We start from the raw sequence: 22,984 nt of genomic DNA on the forward strand, positions 1-22,984 counted from the left end.
TTAGACCTTTTACTTCTTTTTAACAGACTTTTTGTCCGTAATATCCCAATATGCCAAAAACCTTCCTACAAAGAATATTACATCATTTGCCCTGGTTACGGCTAGTGCTTTTCCCATCGCTTTACCGGAAACTGTTAGGGAGGCAATTAGTGCGGTCATTACTATATTGGCCCATAGGGCATCTAATTTGGGATTACTATTGATTATTTTAACCATAATTGATATACCTAAAGCACCACTTACGGTTCCTGCAATATCCCCAATCACATCATTGCATATATTGGCAACTTTATCGGCATTGCGTAATAAAAAAACACCTTCTTTTGCCCCGCGAATACGTTTGGCGGCTTTGGCATGAAAAGGTGCCTCCTGGGCAGCAGTTACTGCGGTCCCAATAATATCAGCAAAAATTCCTATTAGTATAATAAATAGCAATCCGGACAAGGATATAATAACACTTTTTACGATCCTTGTCATAGTTTCAGATAACAATGAAAAAAGAACAGCTAATGAGAATGAACCAATGAATATAAAAAAAACATACCGACTAGAAACATTGGTTTTGTGGTTTCCCAAAAATTTTCACTCCATTTATGTAAATAGTAATAAGTGAGTAGCAGATCAGGTAAATGTTGTGGCTTAGGTCCAGCAGGTTTTCCCATAGCGGTACCGGCTGTCGCCAAACCGGCGGTTTCCCTTTAAACCCTATCCGAGGCGTCGCCGCTCTCAGAGCTAGATTACCACTTAGTCCACACTTTAATCCCTGATCTGCCTCGGCAGGTGCCGAACAGCCTAGGAGTTTTCCTCGACAACATTAATCCTTCTTAGACTCTTTTGCAGCAAGGGTTTCAACCCACAATCATACATACGGGCCCGTATGTATGATTGTACCAGAGGAATCCACCAATGCCACTTCAAGTCAGGCTACACTGCACGCAGCTTCCCACCACATGCAGGTTAACAACCAAGCCATAGTTCGCCGTTTCCGACTCCCCACGCACTTGGGTCTCCACGGGGACGGGGTCGATACCCACATGCCATTGCAGGTCGCCCCATCCCCTTAACTCCCAGTACCAGCCCCCAACTGGGCGTCAAAAGCCAGCACCAGGAACTTCATCGATGTGCCCTTAACGGATTTTTAGGCCCGTCTTCAGAAGGGTAATGTTGACTAGGATACTGCATCACTTACAATTAACTTATGTTTCAAGTACGTTATGAATTATAACATGTGAAAACTTCTGTCTCAAATGTCACCTGAAGTTAAACTAGACCCACGAACAGAAAGAAAGACTAAATTCTCGCTAAAAACTCTTTCTTTCAAATGGACAATCGCTCAAGCTTGATTTTAGCACTATCAGAAAGTATAAGATTTTAAGGATGATCGTATTAAGAAAAGCGAAGGTCGCTTGCCTGTGACCTTTAGGTTATGCCCTAAAGAGGGTGCGCTATATGCCTGGCGCACCCTTAAGGGCATAAACGAGCCAAGCTTTTCTAATGATCCCTATTGATAATAAAATGCATCATATCTCTTAAAAATTCCGCTTCCTGATTAAAATCTTTTAATGCATTGACGGCTTCTGCCGCGGCACTTGCGGCCATTTTTTTGGTATTAGCCAGACCATAAATAGCCGGGTAGGTGGATTTTTGATTTTTTAGATCACTGCCCAAGGGCTTACCAATTTTTACCTCATCACCCTCAATATCCAACAAATCATCCTTTATCTGAAAAGCCAATCCCATTTGTTCAGCGTATTGGGTCAGTGACTCTAATTGACTGTCTGTGGCCCCACCTAGAATGGCACCAGCCCGGATGGCCGCCCTAAATAAAGCACCTGTTTTATGCCTATGAATATACTCTAAGGTGGCTCCATTTATTTCCTGCTTTTCGGATAGCAGATCAACCACTTGACCACCTATCAGGCCCCCTGAACCGGCTGCTCTCGCTATTTCCCAGGTTACCCGATTGACTGCTGCGGCAGGGAAATTTTCTGCGGCCTGGGCAATTAATTCAAAGGCTAAGGTTTGTAAGGCATCACCCACCAGGATGGCCATTGCTTCCCCATATACTTTATGATTTGTGGGACGTCCGCGTCTAAAGTCATCATTATCCATGGCCGGTAAATCATCATGCACCAGTGAATAGGTATGAATCAGTTCCAGGGCACAGGCCACAGGCATTACTTTCTCTTTGCTGCCCCCCACCGCCCGGGCCGCTGCCATTACCAAAATAGGCCTTAATCTTTTGCCCCCGGCAAAAACACTATAGCGCATGGCTTCATGAATTACCATGGGATAGGTCTCTGCAGACGGCAGATAATGCTCTAAAGCAAGATCCACCTCTTTTGACCACTGTTTTAATTCCTCATTAAAGGTCACGTCAATTTCCTCCTGACAGGGCAATGGATGCATCTCTAATTTCACCATCTGCCATTAGCACACTGATCTTTTGCTCCGCCTGCTCCAATAGGTTGTTGCAATACTTGGATAAGGCAATCCCTTCGGCAAATAAATCCAAAGCCTGATTTAGGGGCAGCTGGGTTGATTCCAACTCTCGCACAACTTCTTCTAATCGGGTCAAGGCCTGTTCAAAGGTTTGATTATTTTCTTCCATTGTTTTGTCCCCCAGTTTTACATTCTTTCTTGAACTGTTTTTTGGGTAACCAGACTTATTTCTATTGCTTCTGCCAAAAGAGTTGTTCTTTGACTTATCAATTCATTTGTTTTACTCGATAAATTTATATAAGGAATATTGGCATCCACTAAAAGCAAAGCTCCCTTAAGGGCCGCTTCAAGCAGGTTGGCGCCCACTCCCACGTCACTGATAGCATATTTGCTGCCAATATGGGCTAAGTCTTTGGCTGCTCGTAGTCCCCGAAGACAACAGTGGGCCATCTCCAAGGGGACCTTTGCCGCAAGGATCGCAGCCTGTTGTTTCCTTTCTCCTCGCAGAGCTTTTTCCTCAGGGGTTTTATTGGGCAGCGACAGGGCCTGTCGAAACTCCTGGTAAGCTTCCATATCCTGCTGGGTCAAAGCCTTTAAGGATGAGGAGTTTTCCCCCAGGATTACCAGAATTTCCTTTAATTTATCCGTTAGCTGCCGGTCTTTCTCTTTTTCCAAGGAGATTTTGGCCACCATGGCAAGCATGCCCAGGCCAAGGACCGCAGAAATTGCCGAGACCCCCCCGCCACCTGGCTCTGGTTCCGGTGCTGCTGCCCTGGTAAAAAGGTCGTCCACGGACCAATTAAGGTAACTTAACAACTGGGGTTCACTCCTATCTCATGTGCCATCTGAAGTTTCATTCCCTTAAGCACGTTCTTTAACATCAGGACGGTGGTTAGGCTGCCCACTCCCCCTGGTACAGGTGTGATCGCACTGGCTATTTCTTTAACCTGTGCAAAATCCACATCACCCAGGATATTGCCGGCAACCTCAGAGATACCGGCATCCACTACCACTGCGCCGGGCTTAATCATATCCGCAGTAATTAACCCCGGTTTACCCACCGCAGAAATTACAATGTCCCCCTGCCTGGTAAAGTCTCTTAGACACTTGGTTCGGCTATGACATACCGTTACGGTACTGTTTTCTGCCAATGCCATAAATATTAGCGGCTTACCCACTGTTTCACCACGACCCACAACCACCATATGCTTTCCTTCCAAGGAAATACCCGAGCGTTTCAGGATCTCCAGGCAGCTCAAAGGAGTGGCAGGACGCAAACACATACCCCCGCTAATCAAATGTCCCCGATTAAAGGGATGCAAGCCATCAACATCCTTCAACGGCGAAATTGCTTCCATCACCCTTTGTTTATTAATCTGGGAGGGTAATGGCATCATCATCAAAATGCCATGCACAGTCCTATCATCATTTAGGCCATTTATCTTGAGGATAACTTCCTCTTGGCTAGAATCCTTTGAAAGTGGATAAAGTTCAAACAAAACACCTGCATTTTGGCTGACCTTGCCCAGAAACTTGGCATAGGCCACCGAAGCAGGATCATCCCCCACCAGGATAACGGCTAATTTAGGTTCAAGACCTTTCCCTTTGACAGTGGCAATTTCCTGCTTTAATTCTTCCCTCAGGATGGCTGCAACTCTTTTTCCATCTATTATTGTGGTCATGCTGGCTCCTTCCAAAAAATAATATCAATCGAATCATCAAATTTGCTTTTCCTTAACCTGGCATGAAATTTTACCCTTCCGGAGTACTACTTCCACTCCCTGTCCCACCTCTACCTTGGTGGCATCGCTAAGGATATCCCCATTGCTTGTACTGCAGATACTATATCCCCTGGCAAGGGTGGCCAAGGGGCTTAGTACATTTAATTTTCCTGCTAAATTGGCCAACTGAGAGGTTCTCTCAGCTAGGCATATTTTGCCGTTTCGCTGCAAATTATTGGTTAGTAGATCCAGGGTTTGTTGCCTGCTGCCAGTGATCAGATAGGGTCTTTGCAGGGAAGGTGCGGCCAAGCAGTGCTTGACTCTCTGTTTAGATTTGTCCAGGTAATTAGCCATCCCTTTTACTAACCGTTTCTCCAGGGTGCCTAAATAGCGACCCATCTCTTGACAATCTGGCACCACTAATTCAGCCGCCGCAGAGGGAGTAGGGGCACGCAAGTCAGCTACCATATCTGCCACGGTAAAGTCCGTTTCATGACCCACGGCTGAAATTACCGGAATTTTAGATTTAGCAATGGCCATGGCCACTGCCTCTGTATTAAAGGCCCACAATTCTTCCAGGGAACCGCCGCCCCTGCCAACAATTAAAACGTCTACGGTCCCCAGGCCGTTCATTTGTTCAATCCCTCTGCTAATGGATGCCGGTGCCCCTTCACCCTGCACTAAAACCGGTGCTAAAAGGATCTGCACCTTCGGCCAGCGGCGTCTCATGATATTAAGCATATCTTGCAGGGCAGCCCCGGTGGGAGAGGTAACGATGCCGATCACTTTAGGTATCCTGGGAATTGGCTTTTTTCTTTCCTTGTCAAAAAGCCCCTGGGCGGCGAGCTTTTGTTTTAATTGTTCTAAGGCGATATAAAGAGCGCCAACACCATCTGGTTCCATGGACTCGGCATAGAGCTGATAGGTGCCATCCCTTTCATAGATCGAAATGTAGCCTTGAATAATTACTGACATGCCGTTTTCCGGACGGAAGATCAGTCTCCTGGCCCGGGAGCGAAACATGACTATTTTTATACTGCAGTCCTTATCCTTGAGGGTTAGGTAGGCATGTCCGGAACTATGCAGCTTAAGATTTGATATTTCTCCCTTTACCCATAGGTTTGACAAAAAGAAATCATTTTCAAACTTATCCTTTATGTATTTAGTTAGTTCTGAAACCGAAAGGATTTTCATGGAGTATCCCTTTCACTGTTTTTTATTTAACACAAAAGTTTGAGGTTTTTTTACAAAATTGTCAAGAAGAACTTTAAATCCTTCGTAATATTGCATCAGCGGGGGTGCTATCGTTATCCCCATTTGCTCCGCCAAAGTCGCTCAGGGGGATAACGATAGCACCTGGTAATTTGATGGGTTTCACTTATCTAAATATGAAACCTAAAAGTGTATCGCCCCCGTAGAAGCGATACACTTTTGTCCTAGCGGAATTAGTTTTTCTTGGGTCCCTTAGACATTAAATACTCGTGAATACTATTGGCTGAAGTACGGCCAGCACCCATGGCCTTGATTACTGTGGCGGCACCAGTGACAACGTCGCCACCGGCGTAAACCCCATCCTTGGAGGTTTTACCGGATTCATCCGCTACGATGTTACCCCGTTTATTGGTTTCTAAATCCGGGGTTGTACTGGTGAGCAGGGGGTTGGGCCCTTGGCCGATGGCTACGATAACTACATCTACTGGTAAAACATATTCAGACCCTTCGATGGGAACTGGCTTCCGGCGGCCGGAGGCATCTGGTTCACCTAGTTCCATTTTGAGGCACTCCAAACCCGTTAACCAACCTTCTTCACTGCCTACATACTTGGTTGGATTGGTCAAGAAGAGGAACTTTACTCCTTCTTCCTCGGCGTGCTCCACTTCTTCTAAACGAGCAGGCAGTTCCGCCCGGGAACGACGATAAACAATGTAAACCTCTTCGGCACCCAAGCGCAGAGCCGTCCGAGCTGCGTCCATCGCTACGTTGCCGCCACCCAAAACAGCTACCTTTTTGCCAACCTTAACGGGTGTATCACACGCTGGGAAACAATAGGCTTTCATTAGGTTCGAACGGGTTAAAAATTCGTTAGCAGAATAAACACCGTTTAGGTTTTCTCCCGGCAGGTTCATAAAGTAGGGCGTACCTGCTCCGGTGCCCAGAAAAGCGGCATCAAAACCTTCCTCTTGGAATAGTTCATCCAGAGAGGTGATTTGACCAACAATGGCGTTTGTTTCAATTTCAACGCCCATTTTCTTTAAGTTTTCGATTTCCTTCTGCACAATGTGTTTGGGCAGACGGAATTCGGGAATACCATACATTAACACACCACCGGGGGTATGCAAGGCTTCAAACATGGTCACAGCATGTCCTAGCCGAGCTAGGTCAGCAGCACAGGCTAAGCCCGCGGGGCCAGAACCAACAATGGCCACTTTGTAGCCAGTGGGATCAGCCTTTTCAATGGCGGCTTCTTTATTTACGATATAATCGCCCACAAAACGTTCCAAACGGCCAATGGCCACTGGTTCATTCTTTTTACCAACAATACAGAACTTCTCACATTGGCTTTCCTGGGGACAAACCCGTCCGCAAACCGCCGGTAAAGCATTGGTACGTTTGATGACCTTGGCGGCTTCATCAAAATTGCGTTCCTTAACTAAAGAAATAAACTCCGGAATATCTACGCTTACGGGACAACCCTGCTTACACAGTGGTTTTTTACAATTAAGGCAGCGTTCAGCCTCTGCCAAAGCTAGCTCTTCTGTATAGCCAAGGGCCACCTCTTGAAAGTTCTTGGCCCTTACCTGGGGGTCCTGATGAGGCATTGCATGTTTTTTAGGAATAATTTTAGCCATGGCACTTACCTCCTCCACCACAACCACAGGTGGTTTTCTGCAGGGCTTGCTGCTCTTCGGACTTATATTGACGGGAACGGATCATCTGTTCTTCAAAGTCCACCAGGTGGCCATCAAATTCAGGTCCATCCACACAGACAAATTTGGTCTCGCCACCGATGGTCACACGACAGGCACCACACATACCTGTGCCATCTACCATAATTGAGTTCAAGCTAACCATGGTTTTAATATCATATTCCTTCGTTACATTAACCACAGCCCGCATCATCGGCAGTGGCCCAATGGCCATAACCATAGCAGGTTTGCCTTCTTTTTCAATATATTCGCGCAGGACATCCGTGACAAAGCCTTTGCGTACATAAGAGCCGTCATCTGTGGTGACAAGCAGTTCATTACAGGCCTCTTGCATGGGTTCTTCCCAGAAAATCAAATCTTTGTTTCGGGCACCCATGATACCCACCACATGATTTCCCGCTGCTTTCATTTCCCTAGCGATGGGGAATACAGGGGCAACACCTACCCCACCAGCTACCATCACCACGGTGCCAAACTTGTCCACATGGGAAGGAACACCCAGGGGACCTACAAAGTCCTGGACGGCATCCCCAGCATTTAATTGACCAAGTTTTTTGGTAGAATACCCTGCTTCAGCAAAAACAATTGTGACAGTACCAGCTTCCCGGTTGAAATCGGCAATGGTTAGAGGTATTCTTTCACCATTTTCATCGACTTTTACAATAATAAATTGTCCTGCCCGGGCTTTTTTGGCCACTTTAGGTGCCAGAATCTCGTACTCATGAATAGCTGGTGCCAGGGTTCTCTTTGCTACGATTTGATACAACCTGATCTCCTCCTCTCCGAAGCATATAAAATTAGGTCTTTGGGCATCAAGGTTTTATATTTATTTATTCTTGATTGCCTAAGGCTGCTATTGCTTCGTCCTTGTTGTTATCTAATAACTTGCCTAAGATCCCGTTCACAAAACGGGCGGAATCCGGGCTGCCAAAAACCTTGGCCAACTCCAATGCCTCGTTTACTGACACACTTTCCGGAATATCAGATCGATACTTTATTTCATAAAGAGCTAACCGCATGATATTGCGGTCAACGTTGGCCATACGGTTTAATTGCCACTCCTTACTCACACCGGTAATCATCGCATCAATGTCCTCTAGATGTTCCAGGGTACCCCAAACTAATTGTCGGGCAAATTCAATCTCCTGGGGACCAGCCCCAAACTCCTCTGCAGTATTCGTGAGGGCAAGGTTTGGTTCGGTTTTGCCTAAGTCGATTTGAAATAATACTTGCAGTGCAGTTTCTCTGGCCTGCCTTCTGCCCAAGTTAGGACCTCCTCAAAATCAAATATTTATAATTAGTTTTCCCAATTAACTGTACTTACATAGATATTTCCTTGGTTCACCAACGATCCCGAAAAAGCCAATCCATGGCCCTTCGAAAATCAAATCTTTCATCGATACCTCTGCCAATAAAATAACCAATGATGATACAGAAGGCCACAAATAAAGCTTTAAAAAAACCGTAAGTGATGGCAAACCAGCCAAAGGCCAGCCCAAGAAAAATCCCTATCGCTTTCCCCTTATGGTTTTCGACAATTTTTTCAAAAATTTTTGCTAGCATTTTCACCCTCCTTTGGCTGGTTTTACTCTACCCTAGGACGGGTGTTGGATATGTTATCTACGATGACCTTGATGTCATTTACAGTTATCCCGGTGGTTTGTGAGAGATATTCCTGAACACGTTGCTGTATTTCCCGGCTTACCTCTGGAATGCTGATATCCGGAGCTACAATCGCCCGAATATGCAAGGCCAGGCCCCGTGAGGTTTGCACTACCCTAGGCTTGACCTCTTTAACACCGTGTATTTGGTGTACCACCTTCTTAACCAGATTCTCAATGGTTAGGACTGATATTCTTACTTGTCCTAATATATAGTCATGCACCACTGCTTTACCGGTTTGGCGTCGGCTTAGTGCTACCCACAACAATCGCAAACCCAGTAATAAGAGTATGGCTATAAAAATTGCAAGATAAATCTGCATCTCATAGACGTTGGGCCTTTGCCATAAAAGATGCAAAGGTTGCTGCCACCAACCAGAGACAATGGCTAAGGACAACAGGCACCCAACCGATATTACCAGGCTGTAAATAATGAGTAAAATACGGTCAAAGGGGCTCATAACATCCCCTCCCTTTTTTATATTACTATGAACTGTTGCAAAATAAAAGCAATTTATACTAGCATACTATTACCAGCTTAAATTAAAAATGCTAGTTTTACTGGTACTTTCTAAGGAAAAACCAGGAACCCGTGTTGCCAAAAATCTTTGTCATCCCGGGCGACAGCGAAGGATCTTCTAACATTTGGAAAGCTAAACCTTAGATCCTTCGCTATCGCTCAGGCTGACACAAAGTTTTCATAGCTGCATTCAGTTATTCCCGAAAGTACAAAGGTAAAATTTTCGAGATAAAATATAAAATGCGGAACCAATGTTGCTATTGGTTCCGATCTTTTTCGCTGCTTTTAAGTTTTACCTAACTCGGTTAGACTCATCTTCTTTTGTATCTGTGTTAGGGAAAGTAACTCCCTGCACATGAATATTAACCTCAACCACCGATAGACCTGTCATTCCTTCAATGGCACGTTTAACATTCATTTGAATTTGGGTAGCCACATCGGGAATACGCACGCCAAACTCCACAATAACAAATAGGTCAACGGCAGCTTCCTTTTCCCCGACTTCAACCTTTACCCCTTTGGACAGGTTTTTTCTGCCCAGCATTTCTGCAATGCCGCCACCGATACCACCACTCATACCGGCAACACCAGCAACCTCCGTTGCTGCCATACCTGCGATTACACCTACTACATCATCAGCAATGCGGATACCACCCAAACCATCCTGGGGCGTCATAACCACAATATCACGCTTATTATCTGACATGGCTACACCTCCAAAATTATCCAATCCTTCATAGTGATTATAGCATATTGGGACTAGTCACAGCAACTGCAGCACTAGTCGGGCAGCATACGCCGCTGGATAAAGTTTGTATAGACCTCACCACGACGGAAAAAGGCGTTATTCAGGACCTTTTTATGGAAAGAAATGGTGGTTGGCACCCCTTCGATGACAAATTCATCCAAGGCCCTTTGCATTCTAGCAATGGCTTCATCCCTGTCCCTGCCCCAGACAATAAGCTTGCCTATCATTGAGTCATAAAAGGGCGGGATGGCATAACCGGCAAAAGCAGCACTATCCAGACGAACCCCTGGACCACCTGGCGGATGATATAAAGTAATGGTACCAGGGTGAGGCATGAAGTTTTTATCCGGATTCTCAGCATTTATGCGGCACTCAATGGCCCAACCATCAATCCGAATATCATCTTGACCATAGCCCAAAGATTCTCCGGCAGCAATACGGATTTGTTCCTTAATTAAATCAATGCCGGTAATTAATTCCGTTACAGGATGTTCAACTTGAATCCTGGTATTCATTTCAATAAAGTAGAAATTATTATTAATGTCTAAGAGAAATTCCACCGTTCCCGCATTATAGTAATTGACCGCCTGGGCAGCCTTAACCGCAGTTTCACCCATTTCCCGGCGCAATTCAGGGGTCAGGGCAACCGATGGGGCCTCCTCAATTACCTTTTGGTTCCTTCGCTGAACAGAGCAATCCCTTTCCCCAAGGTAAACCACATTGCCTTCGTTGTCCCCGAGGATTTGAAATTCAATATGTCTGGGTTGCTCCACATATTTCTCTAAATAGACATCCCCATTGCCAAAGGCTGCCTGGGCTTCGTTCCTGGCAGTATTGATAGCTTTCATCAGATCTACTTCACTGTGTGCTACCCTCATGCCGCGTCCCCCGCCACCTGCGGAAGCCTTGATCAATACCGGATAACCAATTTCCTTGGCGGTGGCCATAATTTCATCCTCATTGCTGACGGCCCCCTCGGAGCCAGGCACCACTGGTACGCCGGCTTTGATCATGGTGCTGCGGGCCAAAGCTTTATTCCCCATATATTCAATGGCATGACGGGAAGGCCCAATAAAGGTTATCCCACAGTCTTCACATATTTCTGCAAAACCTGCATTTTCGGCCAGAAAACCGTACCCGGGGTGGATCGCATCCACCCCTGATACTTCAGCGGCACTAATGATATTGGTAATGTTTAAGTAGCTTTTGCCAGAAGGAGCCGGCCCGATACAATACGCTTCATCAGCCAATCTAACAGCTAAACTATCACGGTCAGCTTCAGAATAAACCATCACTGTTTTAATGTTTAACTCCCGACAAGCCCGAATAATACGTAGGGCAATCTCACCCCGGTTAGCAATTAATATCTTTTTAAACATGTGTTCTCCCTACTTTTTTCTTATCAAGAACAATTGTTGTCCATATTCAATCGGCTGGCCATTTTCAACAAGAACTTGCATAACTTCACCAGCATGTTCTGCTTCGATTTCATTCATCAATTTCATCGCTTCAACGATGCAAAGGGTCTGGCCCTTCTCTACAACATCCCCTACCTTAACAAAGGGAGCGGCATCCGGTGATGGTGCTTTGTAAAAGGTACCCACCATGGGTGCGGTCACAGCAATTAAATCATCTGAAGGCTGGGCTGCAGCCGCCGGGGCTTCTGCCGCAGGGGTTGCTTCAGCCTGTGGTGCTTCACTGACCGGAGCTTCCGCTGTTTGCTTAGCAGGGGCAGTTGTCACACTGGCTGTTACCTTGCCGCCCTTACGAATTGATACTTTAACGCCGTCGCTCTCCAGATCTATTTCGGTAATATCCGTTTGATCCAATACTTTAATTAGCTCTCTTAATTCACTAAGGTTCATATTACTGGCCTCCTTGGTTCTCTTGGTACTGCTGAAATCGGCGGGTGCCCCAGGTTTAATGGATGCTTCCTTCCGATGCGGGCCCGTTTCTCCCCTTTTGCGCGCTTCAAAAAACTTACGTGCCACCTGGGGAAACAATGCATAACTTAAGACATCTTCCTGACTGATGGCTAAATCCTTAATCTCATTTCTTAGTTTATCCAGTTTTGGCTCCAGCAAGTCGGCAGGGCGACAAGTAATGGCTTCCTTTTCACCTAATACCTTGCGGCTAATGGCAGGATCAATGGTGGCAGGAGGTTTGCCGTAGTAGCCTTCCACATAGAGTTTTACTTCACCGGGAATCAATTTATACCGTTGCCCGGTTAATACGTTTAGGACAGCCTGGGTGCCAACAATTTGGCTGGTTGGGGTAACCAGAGGCGGATAACCCAGTTCTTCCCTTACTCTGGGTATCTCTTCTAACACCTCTTCTATCCGGTGCAAGGCCTTTTGTTCTTCCAATTGGGATACAAGGTTGGAAATCATGCCCCCTGGGACCTGGTGTTCAAATACTCTCATATCCGTAATCCGTGTTACACCCCGCTGCTGGCCCAGTGATCTTCTCACATCTTCAAAATACTGAGCCACTTCAAACAGGGATTTAATACTCAGTCCGGTATCATAGGGGGTACCCTTCAGTGCCCGTACCACAGTCTCTACCGGTGGCTGTGAGGCACCGAAAGCCATGGGCACCGAAGCAGTATCTACGATATCCACGCCGGCTTCAGCAGCCTTTAGGTAGGCACCCACTGCCATACCACCGATATAGTGGCAGTGTAATTGTATCGGCACACTGAGATGCGCCTTAAATAACTTAACCAGTTCATAGGATTTATACGGTGCTAAAAGACCCGCCATATCTTTAATACAGATGGAATCAGCACCCAGTTCCTCTAAGCGCAGGGCAGTTTCCAAATAGTGTTCAGTGGTATGCACCGGGCTTACGGTATAGACCACCGTTGCCTGGGCATGGGCACCGGCCTTTTTGGTAACCTCGATGGCCTTTTCCATATTTCGAATATCATTCAGAGCATCAAAGATCCGAATAATATCCATACCACTTTCTACGGTTTTATGAATAAACGCTTCTAAAATATCGTCAGGGTAGTGCATATATCCCACTAAAGACTGTCCCCGTAGTAGCATTTGCAGGGGGGTATTTTTAACATGCCTTTTAATCAAACGGAGACGTTCCCAGGGATCTTCATTTAAAAAGCGTAAGCAAACATCAAAGGTTGCGCCACCCCAAACCTCCAAAGAGTGGTAGCCCATTTGATCCAACTTCTCCACTATGGGCAGCATATCATCAGTAGCCATCCGGGTTGCCCACAGGCTCTGGTGTCCGTCACGCAGGGTTGTATCAGTAATTTTTAAATGGTTACTCATTCGTTCCTCCTCCCCCAGCAATAAGTAACAGAAAGCTCAGGTTATTGTATTTGTGCAACAACCTGAGCTTTGTCAGTTGCCGTAAAAAAAATTATCCTATAGTTGATTATATATAAGTACTGGAGGATTGGCTACTAAAGAAGCACAAGTATACAATATTCTATGGTTTTACCAAAAAGCCCTTCTTTTTGACAAGATTTTTTTAGCCGTCAGCTAAAAACAACCGCTGGATGGACCCGAGGCCATGGGCCTATCCATCGCCCGCCATAACCCTTCAGCAATACCTGCAAAAAAGCGGCTGACAGACGGCGGATGGCGTTAACTCTTCGGTATAATCACGATATTCTGCGGTTGGGTCTGGGTGCTGCGGGATACCAAGTCCGTGATTTTAATGGCGTCCTCTTGGGTTAAATCCCTCGCTTGGATAACAACGGTCACTGTTTTTCCTTCTAAGAATACCACAGAATCTTGATAACCCTTAGCCCGAATCAGACTTTCTACCTCCAATTCCTTTTGTAAATTATTGCTGATAACATACATTTGCTCCTGCGCCTTTTTCCTGACCTCCGGGTCCGAATGGGTGTTATTAATAATTTCCCTGGCTATCTCAATTTGATGCCCCCGGCTTCTTTCCCGCTCCAAACGATACTCCACAAAGAAGCCGCCGTTATCATTGAGGACATCATTGACCTCTGCCGGGGATTTTTCTTGCTGCACCTCTACGGCATTGCCCGAGGGGGTACTATCGGGTTTAACAAAAACCTTCCCATCAACCTCCAAGGGGGCAGCCTCCTGCACCGGTGGTCTGTTGGTAAGATTCGTCGTTTCCTTAATCTCATGAATACCTCCTTGCCAGCCCACGGCTAATAAGGCAAGGCCCGCCACCGTTAATAACCCGAGAAACATGAAGCGCTTGGACATATTAGGCACCTGCCTTTCTGGCCATAACAATAACCTTGTGTGGTTCAATTCCCAGAGCCACCTGAGTAGCTCTAAACAACTGTGCCTTAACCCGAGGATTATCTGCTCCATCTGCCACAACCAGTACCCCTGCCACTGTGGGGGCAATTTCTCTGCTCATGACGGGAGTTTCCTCACCACCACGGGTCACCAATACCAATTGACCTGTATCGGTATCTTCCGTAAGGGTTCTGGTGCCACCGGACTGGTCCTTTTCCTGGGTGGTTTTCTTACCGGTGGATGTATTGATGGCATATTCTGTCAGGGTCGAATTTTCCAGCCGAATGGTTACCTTTACTTCCCCGGCACCATTCACTTGTTCCAGCATTTCACATAGCTTTTGGGCCAGAAAATCCTCTTCCGAGGCCATCGCTGTATTTACCCTTTGGTTTTCCTTGGCCTTTACTTCGACCTTGTCTGGGGTTGAGGGAAGTGATTGGACTTGTTTTTCCTGCCCTAAACTACCCATAATCAATAGTCCTATGCCAATGACAGCACCTACAATCATCATTTTGACCTTTTTAAGTTGTTCTTTTTTGGGCCCCTCCTCTTCTCCATCGCCAACGAGTTTTTTCCACCAGCTCATCGAACAACCTCCTTTTTGGGTATTTCACAAATCCTTTATTCTTTTCGCTCCACAACCCTAACTTGCTCCAGGGGAATATTATAAAAATTTGCTACATTCCGTGCCACTTGCTGGGCTTCCTTATTATTGATTGGTGAAGTATCCTGGTTGTCTGGCAAGCCTCCAACGGCTATATCCACCGTCTCTATTTTTGTTATTTGCCGATCATCCGCTGGTTCCTTGGCAATCTCCAGTACCACACCGGTTAATCTGCCATAATTGGGGTCCTGGGGATCATCCGTTGTCGTAACCTTAACCCCAGCTATATTTACATTGCTTTGAAGCCTGGCTAAAGCCAGCACCTGTTTCTCAATGCCCTGCTGATATTCTTTCATGGCTTCCTGTTTTTGCAGCCCGGCCAACCTTTGTCCATCATGAATAAGGCTCTCCAGTGGCGGTTCCTGGGTTCTGGCGGTTAGGGCCGGTAAATCAAATTTAAAATCCTGGTGGATTAAATTGGCCCCAGCCTCTAGAACAACTACAATAACCACCAAACCCATGACCATCTTCACATAACCCTGCATTTGGCTGTTAGGAAGCAGCATTTCCAGAAATAAAGCCATAACGATGAGGATGACCAGAACCTGTACCAGTTCTTTAATGCTTTCCAAAAACACCAACCCCTCTTTAACGTAACATGGTCATTAAATCACCCATGCCCACAACGATCGTTATAGCAAAGAAAAACAATAAGCCAACGGTGGCCACAGCTGCAAAAATACCTAGCAAGCTTTTTCCCAGACTCGTCAAACAATCCGCCATTTGTTTATCCCCCACTGGCTGAATCAAAGCCCCTGCTAACTTATAGACAAAGGCCACAGCAAAAATTTTGAGCATTGGCAGGATGGTTAAGATAAAAATGATCACAACTCCCACAATACCCACGGCATTTTTGATTAATAGGGACGAACCAATCACCGCATCCAGAGCGTCGGAGAACATCCCCCCCACCACCGGGATAAAGGCATCGGTGGCAAATTTCGCAGTCCGTATGGCAACACCATCCGTAACGGAACCAGCTACACCTTTAATGGAAAAAACACCAAGAAATATGGTTGTACACAAACCTAACACACTCATGGCTACTGTTTTTAGCAGATCTGCTAACCGGGACACTTGAAACTTTTCTGAAAGGTTGCTTAGGATGTTTAAGACCGCGGAGAAAAAAATCAAGGGAAAAACGATAACTTTTATGACTGTACCAATGGTGGTTATGGACCCAAAAATAATCGGATGAAAGATCGCCGTGGAGGCCACTCCCCCCATGGCGACCAAGAGGGTTAATAAAAGGGGCATTAATGCCTGCATAAAAAGAACCATGTTGTCAATGGCTTCCATGCCAATATTAACGGCCAGGGTAAAGGAGCCAATGGCCAGTGAAACAAGGGCCAGATAACTAACCGAGTAGGCTAATTTACCCGTGGTTCCCTTTTCAAAGGCGGACATTAAATTTTGTAAGACCGCACAAATAACCGCCAAGACCACCAGCTTGCCCAACAAGGAGGCGTTGGCTACTACTTCCTTAAAGAAAAACTTAAAGAGACCCGTAAATATATCCGAAACCTGCCAATCTAAGTCCCCTTTCATTACTTGTGTCACCAGTTCTTTAAAATTAAGCGCGGGAACCGCTCCCTCAATTTCTGAGTTAAGATGTTCCATAAACTCTTCCAGTTTGTTCATTTCCAGCTCAGCCAGTTGCCCCCCGGTGCTTAAACTTGGTTGTTCAGGTGCCGCCTGCACTGGTACCGGAGCCAGGAGCAAACATATCAATATCCAGGTATAAATGATCTTTTTGGGCAACCTTCTCCCCACCTTAAGGCACCAATTTTATTAGGGATTGCAGCACCGCCACAATAATAGGTACTGCCATCACCAGCACAATAATCTTGGCTGCAAATTCTATTTTAGAAGCCAGAGTACTTTCCCCGGCATCCCGGCAAATCTGGGAACCAAAATCCGCAATGTAGGCTATTCCTACAATTTTTAAAATGGTACCCATGTAAGCCATGCTTACATGGGCTTGGCTTGCGAGATCCCGTAGAACATTAAATACTGCTGCGATTTGCGGCATCATGATAAAAAATATGATAATGCCTGCTGTCATGGTCAATAATGTAGCCATGGGTGGCTTCTGCTGGCGCAGGATGATAGCGAGAATGCAGACAACTAAACCCAGCCCAACAATTTGTAATATATCCATAGCCCTGACCCCTTTTCTCTAAAACAACTTAAAGACCGATTTTACCTGATCAAACAAGCCCCCCAGAAGTTGCACCACCCAAAAAAGGACTACGGTTAAGCCCCCTAAAGTTGCCAAAACAGCGTAGTCATCCTTTTTGTACTCTTTCAAAAGTGTTGTCAACACGGCTGTCAACAGACCAACCCCGGCAATTTTAAAAATCAAATCAATATTGCCCATCCATCCTATCCCCTCTCTTAAATAAGGATTAGTACAACTGTCAGTCCCCCTAGGAATCCCAAATAGTTATAGACCTTGGCGTTTTTTTGGGAAGCATCTTCGGCTTTAGCATGTTCTAATTTTAATTGTTCTTTGGCCAGTACGAGATGCTTTACTTGGTCCTCCCGATCGGATACACCCAGACTGGTCCCCAATTCCATTAAAATGGCTCGGTCTGTTTTATTTAAAGCCGACTTCGGATAATACTCACCTAAGGCAATTTCCCAGGCTTCTCTGGCTGTGGCTCCCCTCATACTCATTAGTTCCGCACTGGCCCGGCTAAACAGCAGGGCTACCCTTTGGTCACAACGTGACGCAACACTGGCCAGGGCATCTGGCAGGGGCGTCGCCCCATAGGAAATCTCTGTTTCCAGGATTTGCAGGCCATTCAACAGTGATCGTATCTCGCCGGGCCTACGGCTATAGCTGCTGGCTACGGTCATGCCGATCAAGGTACAAAACACCACTACCACCATGGCACCAATTATTTTTAACACCTTTTCACCCCCAACGACCTCATGGTCCGGCCGTCAATGATGTCTTCTATCGTTCCTACTCCCCTTGACCTACTTAGTAAAACAAACCTTTGAATGGCTTTAATTTTAAAGAGGTATTGTAAGGCTGGACGATCGGCTAATTCCTCCAGAGAAGAACCGTGAACGGTGGTAAGTACCTTTACTCCGGCATTAAGAACCTCTTCCAGTGCCGCCACATCTTCCTGCCGTCCAATCTCATCGGTGGCAATGATTGCTGGTCCCATGGAGCGAAGCAGCATCATCATGCCAGCAGCCTTAGGACAAGCGTCTAAAACATCTGTTCTTGGTCCAATATCCCGCTGGGGGATACCCCTAAAGCAACCGGCAATTTCCGAACGCTCGTCCACCACACCAACGGTTACACCGGAAAAACCTAACTCTGGAATACCCTCACTGAGTCTTCGAATTAAATCCCTTAGCATCGTGGTTTTGCCACAGCGAGGTGCCGATACCAATACCGTGTGATAAAACCGCCCCTCCGGGGAAATAAGATAGGGTAAAAGATTATCCGCAGCCCCCAATACCGCCCTGGAAATACGAAAATTAAAACCGGAAATATATTTGATGTTTTTTATACCACCTTGATCCGTCAGGACTTTCCCTGTGATACCCACCCGATGCCCACCGGGCAGGGTAATAAAACCATTCCTTAGTTCTTCCTCCAGCGCATAAAGGGAACTTCTGCTGACCAGTTGAGTTGCTCTTTCTACATCCTGCTGATTAACAACATAGGCCTCAGCCAGCGAACCAGTTACTGTGCCCCTCTCGCTGACAAAACAGTCCCCCTGGGCCAACCCCAGCAGCAAAGGCCGTCCCTGCCTAAGCCGAATCTCCTCCACCTCTTCTTTAATGGACGGAGGAAGCTCAGCCAATAATTGACGCAGGTTGGGGGGAAGTAAATTAAGCACTTCATCCAAGGGTAGTTTATTGGTATCAAGAACTTGTAATTGCCTCAAAACAGACATAGTTTGTCCCCTCCCTATCCTATACATATTGTGGAAACAACCATTTTATGCCAAAAAAAAGAGTGCCAGTTGGCACTCTTTTTAGCCGTCAGCCCTCAGCCTTCAGCTTTTAGCTGTTTAGTTTTAGTTCTTATTCGAAGGTGCCAGGCAACAATCAACACCCACTAATAACCAGTAATATACACCACATCTCCCTCTGCTTTCACCTGATAGCCAAGATCCTCGACAATTAAGCGGAGGGGCACCAGGATTTGGCCGTTTTTCGCAAAGGCTGGTACATCTAGTATTTTATCCTTACCGTTAACCGTGTATTTTATTTCCCCCAGCCTGAGCATGACATAGTTATTTTCCTTGGCCAGGTACAGTTCGTGATCATTGATCATATTTAACTTGCACCCCAATGCCTCGGCAAGGTTTTTCAGAGGCACCATGGTGCGACCTTCCTTAATAACTGGTTTTACCTCAGCATGAAGGGGTTTGCCATTGATCACCACATGCACTGACTTTTCCAGACCGGGAAGCAGCTTTGCTTGCACAGTCTCTTCTTCTTTATTGGTTAACTGTTCTAAATTAAAGCTATTTTCCGGTGTTAATACTGGTACCGAAATCTCAACATTCTTATCAACCTTGGCCTCGGAGAGGATGTCCAGTCCCAGATTCAACATTTTCATGGAGCCCTGGTCAACACGAATGGTCAAGGCCGTATTTGATGTGGCATTGGTTTTGGTTTGGTCATAATCCCCTACCAGCTTAAGGCTAAAACGAATGTTTTGCTCCTTTACTACGCCACTAATCTCCATATTCATGTCGCCTGTAACTTTATCCCCATTTTTTACTTGATCAACTTTAAAATCCATTTCACCGAGGGACTCAGCGGTGGTTGGATTTTTGATACCCATATTTAATGAGAAACTTCCGGGGCCATTTTTACCCCTGGGTACGACATAGGTCAAGTTTCTAAACTCCAGGCCCGCTTCAGCCATTGATTTGACGATATCATCAGCACTGGTAACTTTATTATTATCTTCTTTAAGACCCGCCAGGATTTCTGACCTTAGCTCATCATCGCTCTGGTTGGGATCCAGGGTTGTGATGTACTTTGCCATCAGGTCGGCAAAACGTTCCGGCTCTTTTTGAACTTTTTCCATGATGCCTGCTAAACAAGCGGCAAACTGTTGTTGGTTTATGGAAATCTTTAACTCGCTGCCGTTACTGCTAATCGTGTTGTTTGGTATGGCTTCTAAAAAGAATGTAAGCAATTCGTTTTGTAGTGGCAGTATCCGGTTTATTTGGGAACCAAGCCACGGGCTGCTCCACATCTGAGCAAATTCCGGTTGATCCACATAAAGATATTGGGGCATTGTATTTAAGTCCGGTATCTTTGTGGCAGGGCTGATCTCCTTGATCATGACCAGAAAATCTTTGGTAAAGATAATTCTTGATCCATCAAGATAAAGGTCACCCTGGTAGGTTTTCCCTTGATAATTCATTTTCCACTGCATGCCCATCTGTCCAGCAGGTGCATTTAAATTATAGTCAAAGGATATCTTAGCACCCTGCATATTGGCTAACTGAGGTACCATCAGCAATGCCCCGCCAGTTAGTTCATTTAATTTGTATTCCGAAAAACCGGTGGCAGTGGATGATAGGTCCATATTCATTTCGCTGATACTGGTATTGATCTTCTCCAATAAAGCCCTTTTATCCCCGGACAACTCCCCGGCCCCCGCCGGCAGGATAAAAGAAAAACAAACCATCAGGGATAGCAACAAAATAAGATACTTTTTCATTTTAACCTCCTTTGTAATATAAAATGATTCTTCTTCTAAATTAAATTTTCTTGATCCCTTTGCAAAAACCCTTTTAATCTCACCAAAAAGAGGACTATAATCCCAATTTAGCTATGCACCGTTCGCTTTTGGCTAATGGCGCATAACTAAATTGGGCCTGTGCAAATTGCACAGGCCCTCACGTTTTCTTATAAATCGTCCAGATCAAAGATCCAGCCTTCCATGCCGGCTTCCATAAATTTCACATTATTAAATCCTGCACCCTCCAGGATACGGGCACCTTCGTAGGCCCGGGACCCCATGACGCATACGGTAACAATTTCCTTATCCCTTGGTACTTGATCCAGTTTATCTCGGAGTTCACTCAAGGTAAGTTGTTGGGTACGTTTGTCCTTAATATTGCGCATATTGAACTGATGAGGTGGACGAACATCCAGCAGGACAAAGTCTTCATCCTTCTCTATTTTAGCTTGCACTTCTTCCGGGGTATAGGTCTTAGCAATGCCATCCAACTTATTCTTCAGTGCATTACCCGCATGAACCATGGGATCAATGGGTGTATTATAAGGAGGCGCATAGCCAAGGTCTAAGTTTAACAGATCGTCCAGGGTTCCACCGTAATTGATCATGGTGGCTGCTACGTCCGCCCTCTTAGCCACTTCACCTTTACCAATACCCTGCATACCTAACACCCTTTGGCTGCCTTTTTCGGCAATCATCTTAATGATGATCTTATTGCTTGCGGGGTGATAGTGCGTCATATCAAAGGTAGACACTGTGATGGTTTCAATATCATAGCCCAGGGCTTTGGCTTGGACTTCACCCAAACCGGTGCGAGCCACGTTCATATCCATGCAGTGCAGTACGCCCGTTCCCAGGATACCTTTGAAGGTCGATTTGCCACCAAGTACATTGTCACCTACCACACGTCCCTGACGGTTGGCATAGGTAGCCATGGGAGCAAAGGCCTTTTTGCCGGTTATTATATTGGTGTTTTCGGCACAGTCACCCAAGGCATAAACATCTGGGTCACTGGTTTGCAAATATTCATTGACGGCAATTGCTCCGGTTTCACCAATGGTGAGCCCAGCCTCTTGGGCTAATTTAACATTGGGGCGTACACCCACAGCTAAAATAACTGCATCGGCATCAATGGCTCCTTTATCGGTGATTACCTTGGTTACCCGACCGTCTTCACCCTCTAACTTAAGCACCTTTTCACCAAAGCGTCCTTCTAAACCTTGTTCATATAAACTCTTATACAGCAGTTTGCCCATATCGGGATCAAGGATGCCAGGTAATAAAGTTTCTTTGAACTCTACCATGGTTACAGCACGTCTGGGGCTGAAAATGGCATCCAGGGCTTCCATTCCTATAAACCCGGTACCAATAATCACCACATCGTTCACTTCACCAGCATCCAGTGCTTTTTTAATGGCTTCCGCATCCGTGAGGTGGTTTAAACGATAGACACCTGCTAAATCAAGGTTTTCAATGGGAGGTGTAATGGGATTGGAACCTGTCCCCAACACTAATTTGTCATACTCAAAAACCTTTTCTTCACCGGTTGCCACATCTTTAGCCACAACCTTCTTGTTGGCACGGTCAATGGAAATGGCTTCTGTGCCGGTAAATACATCTACACCACGTTCAGATTTAAAGAACTCTGGGTCACGTTTTACACCATAGGAGGTAGAATACAGTTCTTCAAATTGATGAATTTTGCCAGAGAGATAAAAAGGCATGCCGCAGCCGGCATAGGATATGTACTGACCCTTTTCCAGGATTGTTATTTGAGCTTCGGGATCTAACCTACGAACGCGGGCTGCTGTTTTGGGGCCAGCGGCCACACCACCAATAATCAGTATTTTTTTGCTAGCCAAGTATCGCTCCCCCATTTCTACATTATTTAAACAATATTATTATAACTCTAATTCTAGAGAAGATTCAATAGCTCTGCTTAGTTCCTTTAGCCACCAGCCCTTAGCCCTCCGCTTTTTAATTGGCCATAGCCCACAGCCAGTATCGTCTCCTAGCCTAAGACATGCCAATAACTAAAGGCGGATAGTAAAAACCGGGACAAATAACCTGTCCCACACTGTCCCAATGGCTTAGAAAAGCTTGGCTCACGCCAGCCTATAGCGTGAGCTTTAGCTTTTCTTATGCTATCATCCTTAAAATCGTATACTTTCTGAATAGTATAAAATAAACCGAGGCAAAAAGCGCCTCGGTCTTCTTTTTCTAGAGAACATCTGAAATTTTATACTCAATTCCATGTATCCCTTTATAATACTCTGGATACATTGGACCACCGCATGATTCACAACTAAACTGTGGTGGT

At 45.7% G+C, this 22,984-nt stretch carries 24 protein-coding genes; all 24 read right to left on the minus strand.

Features of this window, described 5'->3' with window-relative positions:
* Positions 1 to 9: 9 nt before the first annotated feature.
* On the minus strand, positions 10 to 576 hold the full coding sequence (locus tag AC1U9Z_RS07470; protein WP_333531320.1) for a hypothetical protein: 567 nt from the start codon (positions 574 to 576) through the stop codon (positions 10 to 12).
* A 915-nt stretch (positions 577 to 1,491) separates the two neighbouring features.
* The gene (locus AC1U9Z_RS07475; protein ID WP_479956680.1) at positions 1,492 to 2,376 is read right to left on the minus strand and encodes a polyprenyl synthetase family protein; all 885 of its coding nucleotides are present in this window, start codon (positions 2,374 to 2,376) and stop codon (positions 1,492 to 1,494) included.
* A 1-nt stretch (position 2,377) separates the two neighbouring features.
* Positions 2,378 to 2,611: an exodeoxyribonuclease VII small subunit gene (xseB, locus tag AC1U9Z_RS07480; protein ID WP_333531318.1), complete on the minus strand. Its 234-nt coding sequence runs from the start codon at positions 2,609 to 2,611 to the stop codon at positions 2,378 to 2,380.
* A 17-nt stretch (positions 2,612 to 2,628) separates the two neighbouring features.
* Positions 2,629 to 3,258, minus strand: coding sequence for a cyclodeaminase/cyclohydrolase family protein (locus tag AC1U9Z_RS07485; protein ID WP_333531317.1), 630 nt, complete (start codon positions 3,256 to 3,258; stop codon positions 2,629 to 2,631).
* Positions 3,252 to 4,124, minus strand: a complete 873-nt coding sequence (locus AC1U9Z_RS07490) for a bifunctional 5,10-methylenetetrahydrofolate dehydrogenase/5,10-methenyltetrahydrofolate cyclohydrolase (RefSeq protein ID WP_333531316.1) — start codon at positions 4,122 to 4,124, stop codon at positions 3,252 to 3,254. Before AC1U9Z_RS07490 ends, AC1U9Z_RS07485 begins: the two co-directional genes overlap by 7 nt.
* Before the next feature lie 36 nt (positions 4,125 to 4,160).
* A complete protein-coding gene (gene xseA, locus AC1U9Z_RS07495; RefSeq protein ID WP_479956683.1) occupies positions 4,161 to 5,357 on the minus strand; it encodes an exodeoxyribonuclease VII large subunit in 1,197 nt (398 codons plus the stop codon).
* A 251-nt stretch (positions 5,358 to 5,608) separates the two neighbouring features.
* The gene (gltA, locus tag AC1U9Z_RS07500) at positions 5,609 to 7,012 is read right to left on the minus strand and encodes an NADPH-dependent glutamate synthase (protein ID WP_479956685.1); all 1,404 of its coding nucleotides are present in this window, start codon (positions 7,010 to 7,012) and stop codon (positions 5,609 to 5,611) included.
* Entirely contained in the window at positions 7,005 to 7,856 is an 852-nt protein-coding gene (locus AC1U9Z_RS07505; RefSeq protein ID WP_333531313.1) for a sulfide/dihydroorotate dehydrogenase-like FAD/NAD-binding protein, read from the minus strand. The genes gltA and AC1U9Z_RS07505 overlap by 8 nt, the downstream gene beginning before the upstream one ends.
* A gap of 64 nt (positions 7,857 to 7,920) precedes the next feature.
* Positions 7,921 to 8,355 (minus strand): transcription antitermination factor NusB, encoded by a 435-nt coding sequence (gene nusB, locus AC1U9Z_RS07510; protein WP_333531312.1) that lies wholly within the window; start codon positions 8,353 to 8,355, stop codon positions 7,921 to 7,923.
* A 76-nt stretch (positions 8,356 to 8,431) separates the two neighbouring features.
* Positions 8,432 to 8,653 (minus strand): DUF2273 domain-containing protein, encoded by a 222-nt coding sequence (locus tag AC1U9Z_RS07515; RefSeq protein WP_333531311.1) that lies wholly within the window; start codon positions 8,651 to 8,653, stop codon positions 8,432 to 8,434.
* A gap of 22 nt (positions 8,654 to 8,675) precedes the next feature.
* Positions 8,676 to 9,212 (minus strand): alkaline shock response membrane anchor protein AmaP, encoded by a 537-nt coding sequence (gene amaP, locus AC1U9Z_RS07520; protein WP_333531310.1) that lies wholly within the window; start codon positions 9,210 to 9,212, stop codon positions 8,676 to 8,678.
* A gap of 351 nt (positions 9,213 to 9,563) precedes the next feature.
* Positions 9,564 to 9,977 carry an Asp23/Gls24 family envelope stress response protein gene (locus AC1U9Z_RS07525; RefSeq protein WP_333531309.1) on the minus strand — a complete coding sequence of 138 codons (414 nt, stop codon included), beginning with the start codon at positions 9,975 to 9,977 and terminating at the stop codon, positions 9,564 to 9,566.
* 74 nt (positions 9,978 to 10,051) lie between these two features.
* Positions 10,052 to 11,398 (minus strand): acetyl-CoA carboxylase biotin carboxylase subunit, encoded by a 1,347-nt coding sequence (accC, locus tag AC1U9Z_RS07530; RefSeq protein WP_479956688.1) that lies wholly within the window; start codon positions 11,396 to 11,398, stop codon positions 10,052 to 10,054.
* A 9-nt stretch (positions 11,399 to 11,407) separates the two neighbouring features.
* On the minus strand, positions 11,408 to 13,309 hold the full coding sequence (gene accB / locus AC1U9Z_RS07535) for an acetyl-CoA carboxylase biotin carboxyl carrier protein (RefSeq protein ID WP_333531307.1): 1,902 nt from the start codon (positions 13,307 to 13,309) through the stop codon (positions 11,408 to 11,410).
* A 318-nt stretch (positions 13,310 to 13,627) separates the two neighbouring features.
* Positions 13,628 to 14,230 (minus strand): SpoIIIAH-like family protein, encoded by a 603-nt coding sequence (locus AC1U9Z_RS07540; protein ID WP_479956690.1) that lies wholly within the window; start codon positions 14,228 to 14,230, stop codon positions 13,628 to 13,630.
* A gap of 1 nt (position 14,231) precedes the next feature.
* Positions 14,232 to 14,855, minus strand: coding sequence for a hypothetical protein (locus AC1U9Z_RS07545; protein ID WP_479956692.1), 624 nt, complete (start codon positions 14,853 to 14,855; stop codon positions 14,232 to 14,234).
* Positions 14,856 to 14,890: 35 nt separating this feature from the next.
* Positions 14,891 to 15,511, minus strand: coding sequence for a stage III sporulation protein AF (gene spoIIIAF / locus AC1U9Z_RS07550; RefSeq protein ID WP_333531304.1), 621 nt, complete (start codon positions 15,509 to 15,511; stop codon positions 14,891 to 14,893).
* A gap of 10 nt (positions 15,512 to 15,521) precedes the next feature.
* Complete coding sequence (spoIIIAE, locus tag AC1U9Z_RS07555) at positions 15,522 to 16,694, minus strand: stage III sporulation protein AE (protein WP_479956695.1); 1,173 nt, start codon at positions 16,692 to 16,694, stop codon at positions 15,522 to 15,524.
* A gap of 13 nt (positions 16,695 to 16,707) precedes the next feature.
* The gene (spoIIIAD, locus tag AC1U9Z_RS07560; protein WP_479956698.1) at positions 16,708 to 17,094 is read right to left on the minus strand and encodes a stage III sporulation protein AD; all 387 of its coding nucleotides are present in this window, start codon (positions 17,092 to 17,094) and stop codon (positions 16,708 to 16,710) included.
* Between the two features lie 18 nt (positions 17,095 to 17,112).
* The gene (gene spoIIIAC / locus AC1U9Z_RS07565; RefSeq protein WP_011877419.1) at positions 17,113 to 17,313 is read right to left on the minus strand and encodes a stage III sporulation protein AC; all 201 of its coding nucleotides are present in this window, start codon (positions 17,311 to 17,313) and stop codon (positions 17,113 to 17,115) included.
* A gap of 17 nt (positions 17,314 to 17,330) precedes the next feature.
* Positions 17,331 to 17,849 carry a stage III sporulation protein SpoIIIAB gene (spoIIIAB, locus tag AC1U9Z_RS07570; protein WP_333531301.1) on the minus strand — a complete coding sequence of 173 codons (519 nt, stop codon included), beginning with the start codon at positions 17,847 to 17,849 and terminating at the stop codon, positions 17,331 to 17,333.
* Positions 17,843 to 18,853, minus strand: coding sequence for a stage III sporulation protein AA (gene spoIIIAA, locus AC1U9Z_RS07575; protein ID WP_333531300.1), 1,011 nt, complete (start codon positions 18,851 to 18,853; stop codon positions 17,843 to 17,845). Before spoIIIAA ends, spoIIIAB begins: the two co-directional genes overlap by 7 nt.
* A gap of 164 nt (positions 18,854 to 19,017) precedes the next feature.
* Positions 19,018 to 20,643 carry a stalk domain-containing protein gene (locus tag AC1U9Z_RS07580; protein ID WP_479956700.1) on the minus strand — a complete coding sequence of 542 codons (1,626 nt, stop codon included), beginning with the start codon at positions 20,641 to 20,643 and terminating at the stop codon, positions 19,018 to 19,020.
* Between the two features lie 188 nt (positions 20,644 to 20,831).
* Positions 20,832 to 22,526, minus strand: a complete 1,695-nt coding sequence (locus AC1U9Z_RS07585) for an FAD-dependent oxidoreductase (protein ID WP_333531298.1) — start codon at positions 22,524 to 22,526, stop codon at positions 20,832 to 20,834.
* Between the last annotated feature and the right edge of the window lie 458 nt (positions 22,527 to 22,984).

Source organism: Desulfotomaculum sp., from assembly GCF_982386235.1.

Coding starts and splice junctions, on each gene's coding strand:
- xseB (WP_333531318.1), bottom strand. CDS start 2,611: ATGGAAGAAAATAATCAAACCTTTGAACAGGCCTTGACCCGATTAGAA.
- AC1U9Z_RS07490 (WP_333531316.1), bottom strand. CDS start 4,124: ATGACCACAATAATAGATGGAAAAAGAGTTGCAGCCATCCTGAGGGAA.
- xseA (WP_479956683.1), bottom strand. CDS start 5,357: ATGAAAATCCTTTCGGTTTCAGAACTAACTAAATACATAAAGGATAAG.
- gltA (WP_479956685.1), bottom strand. CDS start 7,012: ATGGCTAAAATTATTCCTAAAAAACATGCAATGCCTCATCAGGACCCC.
- AC1U9Z_RS07515 (WP_333531311.1), bottom strand. CDS start 8,653: ATGCTAGCAAAAATTTTTGAAAAAATTGTCGAAAACCATAAGGGGAAA.
- amaP (WP_333531310.1), bottom strand. CDS start 9,212: ATGAGCCCCTTTGACCGTATTTTACTCATTATTTACAGCCTGGTAATA.
- AC1U9Z_RS07525 (WP_333531309.1), bottom strand. CDS start 9,977: ATGTCAGATAATAAGCGTGATATTGTGGTTATGACGCCCCAGGATGGT.
- accC (WP_479956688.1), bottom strand. CDS start 11,398: ATGTTTAAAAAGATATTAATTGCTAACCGGGGTGAGATTGCCCTACGT.
- accB (WP_333531307.1), bottom strand. CDS start 13,309: ATGAGTAACCATTTAAAAATTACTGATACAACCCTGCGTGACGGACAC.
- AC1U9Z_RS07540 (WP_479956690.1), bottom strand. CDS start 14,230: ATGTCCAAGCGCTTCATGTTTCTCGGGTTATTAACGGTGGCGGGCCTT.
- AC1U9Z_RS07545 (WP_479956692.1), bottom strand. CDS start 14,855: ATGAGCTGGTGGAAAAAACTCGTTGGCGATGGAGAAGAGGAGGGGCCC.
- spoIIIAD (WP_479956698.1), bottom strand. CDS start 17,094: ATGGATATATTACAAATTGTTGGGCTGGGTTTAGTTGTCTGCATTCTC.
- spoIIIAC (WP_011877419.1), bottom strand. CDS start 17,313: ATGGGCAATATTGATTTGATTTTTAAAATTGCCGGGGTTGGTCTGTTG.
- spoIIIAA (WP_333531300.1), bottom strand. CDS start 18,853: ATGTCTGTTTTGAGGCAATTACAAGTTCTTGATACCAATAAACTACCC.
- AC1U9Z_RS07580 (WP_479956700.1), bottom strand. CDS start 20,643: ATGAAAAAGTATCTTATTTTGTTGCTATCCCTGATGGTTTGTTTTTCT.